Here is a 4,796-nt window from a genome sequence, read left to right as displayed (position 1 = left end):
AGGAATCTGGTTTAAAATTGCAAGTTTTATGCTGTTCAGTTCTGTAGCAAGCATATCTGTTTTGATCAAAGATACTATAAATATAAAAAATAATAAATAGTAGTATTACTTTAGTAGGACTTCTGGATTAGTGAGCTGCGTGAGAAATTTGGTAGTGTGTTTCAAAAAACAAGTAGGTAGTTTTAAAAGTCAAGCTGTAAAAGTAGTTTTAAAGCTTAAGTTTTAAACAAAAAAAATGAGCTCAATCCAATAGCTCATTAGTTTCAGAATTGAACATAAGGGCTCTGTCGCATCTAAAGTTAAGTTTTATCTTTGTCTGTTTAAAATTCTTAAACTCATGAATACGTAAGGTTATTGCTATCCGAAATCTATTATACTGCAGGCATTATATTTTAAGCTTAGGTTTACATTAAGCTATCGTGATGTTTAAGAGATCATGAAAATGCGAGGAGTTTCTGTTGATCATGCTACGATTCAATGTTGGGTATATAAGTTATTACCTTTGTTTGATTCAGAGATGAAGATGAGAAAATGAAGAGTGGGGACGAGTTGGAGCATGGATGAGACCCATATCAAAGTAAAAGGTATTTGGTGTTATTTATATCGAGCGGTCGATAAATTAGGCAATACAGTAGACTTTCTTTTCGACGCAGAAAAAGACAGAGAATGAGTGCTCAGTCGTTTCTAATTAAAGCAAATGGTAGTAATTGCCGGCCATGAGTAATTAACATTGATAAAAGTGGTTCTAATACCGCAGCGATTAAAGTATATAACAAGCGTTCTTTCTCAAAGATTAAAATCCGACAGTGTAAATATCTCAACAATATTGTAGAACAGGATCATCGATTTATAAAATGGAGGATACAAAACGGGTTAGGCTTTAAAAGCTTTGAATCGGCCAAACGAACCTTGAGCGGAATTGAAGTTGTCCATATGCTGAGAAAGAATCAGATGATTGGACCATGGCTAACTATGTTTAAATCTTTCTGTAAATTGGCTGATTAAACTTTAAATTACTTAAATTCTTATATTTGATTCTGACAGATGCGACAGAACCTGAAACCATAGCTATAGATTTTTTCTCGGCGGTAGCCAAAACACCATTTCCTCTCAAAACTAATTTTATGAATTAGGCAAATTGTTTTAAATTACCTAGTTCCCATCATAAGTAATTGTCCAGCCCAAACTATCTAATTCTTTCAAATTATATTTACCAACTTTAAATCTTTTATCAAAAATAATTGTTCTTATGTTTTTATTGATATACTCTTGATCCTTTTGAAAATAGTAAATAATATACAAATAACCATCTACTGAATTTTGGAGTATATCAGATTTTATACTATTCTCACCTCCTCTTACAATTGGAGAGCCAACAGAATGAGCAGGAATTATAGCTCCTCCTGAATTTTGGTGATAATTATAATCTTCTTTATCAATAGTTATTGTTTCACAAAATAATTTATTTGAAGTTTCATTTTTAATTTTAAGCTTATCTTTATTATATTCACATCTGGTAAATATTAATAGTAACACTATTAATAAAAATTTATTTTTCATAATGTTAGTTTTTTAAATAAACAGGATTTTTAGGATTAAATTCCCCAGACCACCAATACCATAATTGATTTGCAGTTTTTTCAATGTAAAAATTTTCTGAATTTTCCATTCTAGATGTTAGAAAACTTGGTATAGCAATAAATGGCAAATAATAAGTTCCTATTAATCTAAATTGTAATACATGGCCAGGTTCATGGGTACTATAATATTCATTACTACTTGCCCCAGTAGGATAAAGAACAAATGGCTCCAGGAGTTATAGCTCCTCCAGTCATTACGCTTGACTCAAACTCAGGAACACCATAATGCGATCCTTTAAATTTTAAAAAATCAAATCCAATATCTGATTGAAATTAGCTAAATATTGTCCCAGGATGAAACGAATCGTCTCCTTTATCTTTTTTCACCTCTTTAACTGTTTTAGACTTTACAACCGGCTCACTTTGAGTAACTCCGTTTTGTTTGTCCGTGCCATACCCCAAATCAGTCTTAAAAGAAACGTTAAAAAACACTCCAGCATTTTTTGATGCAGATTTCCAATCGCCTGTTTGTTTGTATTCATTGTAAGTTGTTGCAAAATGAGTAACCTGCTCCAATTAAAGCTACTCCTACAGGCGCTAATGGTGTAAACATTAAAAGTGTTCCGCCAATTATTTGAGCCCCAGCAATAATTTCATTTGTGTTTTTTCCTCCTGATCATAAGTTGATAAAGAAATAAGAGTTAAAGTCAATAATAATAGTTACTTCATTGTATCGTTTTTTTATAATTACTGCTAACGTCAGTTTGAGAAAAAACCTCCGTTGTATTATCATCAAATATAATAAAATACTAGTATGAAAAGAAAATTTTTCATATTTTTAAGAATGCAGCACACTACCGGAATTTGCCGCCATCAAATGTGTTTTTCAAGTTTAAAAGATACTATAAGCCTGATAATTTGGTGTTATTAATATATGTTTTTGTCGAATATATAGACTTCTCTAAACGCGATTGTGCTGTAAAAGCGCTCAAGACTGAAGGTCGTTCGAGTTTCAATAATAAAGTATTTCTAAAGATGTATTTATATTGTTATTTCAACGGGGTCAGGAATGATCGAGATCTAGTAAAGGAATGTTTAAGAAACATTGAAATGCAATAGCTTTTAAAGGATATTCGTCCCAATTACGACAGCATCTCAGATTTTAGAAAGACAATCCCACTGCCTTGAAAAAGCTATTTAAACTATTTGTTTCGTTCTTGAAAGATGCTGATTTGATAGGTGGCGAAACCATAGCTATCGATGGTTTTTTAGCGGTGGCCAAAATCTAAATCCGTGTGAAAACTAATTTTAAGGGTAAGGTGACGTATGCCCGAAAGTAAAGGAAAACACGTAAAAACCATCTTGATTTTACCGCACAAAAAAAGAGGACACTTAATCCTCTTGAAATTCTCTCTCATATAACTTTACGATAACTCCATAGTTCCTGCCAATGAACGGTTCCGTTCAACACAGGTTTCATTGTTCGGCTTGCAGCCGCAACGAAACCTTATCTGTTGTGTGTTGTTTTTATCTAATTCGATTGGAGTTTTCGTCAATTTTTCTTTCTTGATAATTTGAATCTTTAATCCTTCCAAATTTATAACTTATTGAAAACGATATTTCTCTTGTATCAGTATAATATATTCCTTCTGAAGCTATATCATTTATTGTGAAGTTTTCATTAAAATTCATATTTCTAAAAACATCATTAAAGCTTAAGGTACAATCAAAATTTTTAAATAACGTTTTAGATAATGCTAAATCCATTATGAATAATGAGTTTCTTTTAAAAACTCCTTCACTTCGTTCTGTAAAACCCCAACCTGTAACAGAAATATCAAATTCTTTTGGTAATTCAAAAATATGATTTGAGTAATAGTATAAATATGGTTTTGATTCATTAAAAACAGCAGATTTATCTTCAATTTTGTTTAGGATAAAATTGAAATTGTTTGTAGAAGTCCAAAATTTTTGTTTAAATGGAAGCATAAATTCTAAATTAACCCCAGACTCTTTAGCATAATTAATAGAGTTAAATGAAATCAAATTTATTGAAGAATCATATGAAAATGCAAAATATACTGGATCTTTACTTTGAAAGAAATTTAGCTTTACAGATTTATTTTTATACTGAAAAGTCCCCGAAATTTCATCTGATATTGTTGGGTTTAAATTGATATTTCTTGAAAATACTAAAAAAGGATTTGTATAAATTGAAATTTGGCTTGTTGATGAATAATTAGGTCTTGAAATACTTTTTGCATAATTAAGACTTATAGTTTTTGTACTATCTAGTGGTATATCAAGCTGAAATTTAGGAAAAAAATTAGTGTAATTTTTATCAATCAATAAATTATCATCAATCTTAAATTTTCCTTTAATGTTCGTATTTTCTGTTCTTATACCAAACAAATAATTTAATTTTTTAATTTTCCCAGACAATTGAGTATAACCTGTTATATTTTTCTCCTTAAAATTATAATTTGTAAGCTCATTGTTATTTGAAATAAAATCTATAAGCTCAAAATTTGTATTTGCGTCTGCTGATAAATATAATGCCCCAATTTCCCATTTCATTTCATTTTTAAATAATTTCTCCAAATCTGTTCTACCTGAAAATACATTTACATTAAATTTTTGATTTCTGTTTTGTGTTAAGTCAAATTGAGTATTATCATAATTATTTTGGATTACGCTATTTGATTTTTGGTTAAAACTGGAGAATTGAAAACCAGTAAATAATTTTGCGTCTAAACTCTTTATTTTTTTGTTGTAATTTACAAACGAATTTAAAAAATTTCTGTTTTCATCATTGTTATTCAATGTTTCAATGTTATTTTGAATATTGTTTTGGTCAATGAAAGAATTTGTCGTGTTTTTGTCATTGTCTTTTTGAATTTTCCCACTAATATTAAATGATAAGTAATCAGCTTCAATATCTCCATGACAAGTACCTAAATCCTCAGAGTATCAAAATACTTTTCTTTTTTTAAGAATCTATAAAACCAATCCTCTGCCCTTTTTTCAAAGCCTTCCGAGAATGATCAGAAAATCAGTCTGAGCCGTAAACAGAAAGCTCCTTCAAACATTCTCCCAGGATCTGTCAGGATAACCATCAGTATGATGATAAAATTGTTTTCTCTCTCCATCTGAAATTGCAATAATAATTGTTGCTCTTGTACTCATTATAACTCTCTCTTGTTCTAACCTGTGCTG

General features: G+C 30.0%; 4 protein-coding genes and 1 pseudogene. 2 read left to right on the top strand and 3 right to left on the bottom strand.

All coding sequences use genetic code 11. The features are described from left to right. Positions 1–370: 370 nt before the first annotated feature. Positions 371–1,005, top strand: a pseudogene (locus ACXX8U_RS14575) (IS6 family transposase). Between the two features lie 147 nt (positions 1,006–1,152). On the opposite strand, the gene ACXX8U_RS14570 reads toward ACXX8U_RS14575, so the two are convergent. Further along, the gene (locus tag ACXX8U_RS14570) at positions 1,153–1,560 is read right to left on the bottom strand and encodes a hypothetical protein (protein ID WP_458566487.1); all 408 of its coding nucleotides are present in this window, start codon (positions 1,558–1,560) and stop codon (positions 1,153–1,155) included. A 353-nt stretch (positions 1,561–1,913) separates the two neighbouring features. Continuing rightward, positions 1,914–2,156, bottom strand: coding sequence for a hypothetical protein (locus ACXX8U_RS14565; RefSeq protein ID WP_458566486.1), 243 nt, complete (start codon positions 2,154–2,156; stop codon positions 1,914–1,916). A gap of 303 nt (positions 2,157–2,459) precedes the next feature. Here ACXX8U_RS14565 and ACXX8U_RS15160 point away from each other — a divergent pair, with 303 nt between their 5' ends. After that, positions 2,460–2,699 carry a transposase gene (locus tag ACXX8U_RS15160; RefSeq protein ID WP_505307836.1) on the top strand — a complete coding sequence of 80 codons (240 nt, stop codon included), beginning with the start codon at positions 2,460–2,462 and terminating at the stop codon, positions 2,697–2,699. 408 nt (positions 2,700–3,107) lie between these two features. Here the strand turns inward: ACXX8U_RS15160 and ACXX8U_RS14555 are convergent, their stop codons facing one another. Then, positions 3,108–4,403 (bottom strand): outer membrane beta-barrel family protein, encoded by a 1,296-nt coding sequence (locus ACXX8U_RS14555; RefSeq protein ID WP_458566485.1) that lies wholly within the window; start codon positions 4,401–4,403, stop codon positions 3,108–3,110. Between the last annotated feature and the right edge of the window lie 393 nt (positions 4,404–4,796).

Source organism: Flavobacterium sp. GNP001 (assembly GCF_054343775.1).
This window is presented reverse-complemented; position numbering and strand designations above follow the sequence as displayed.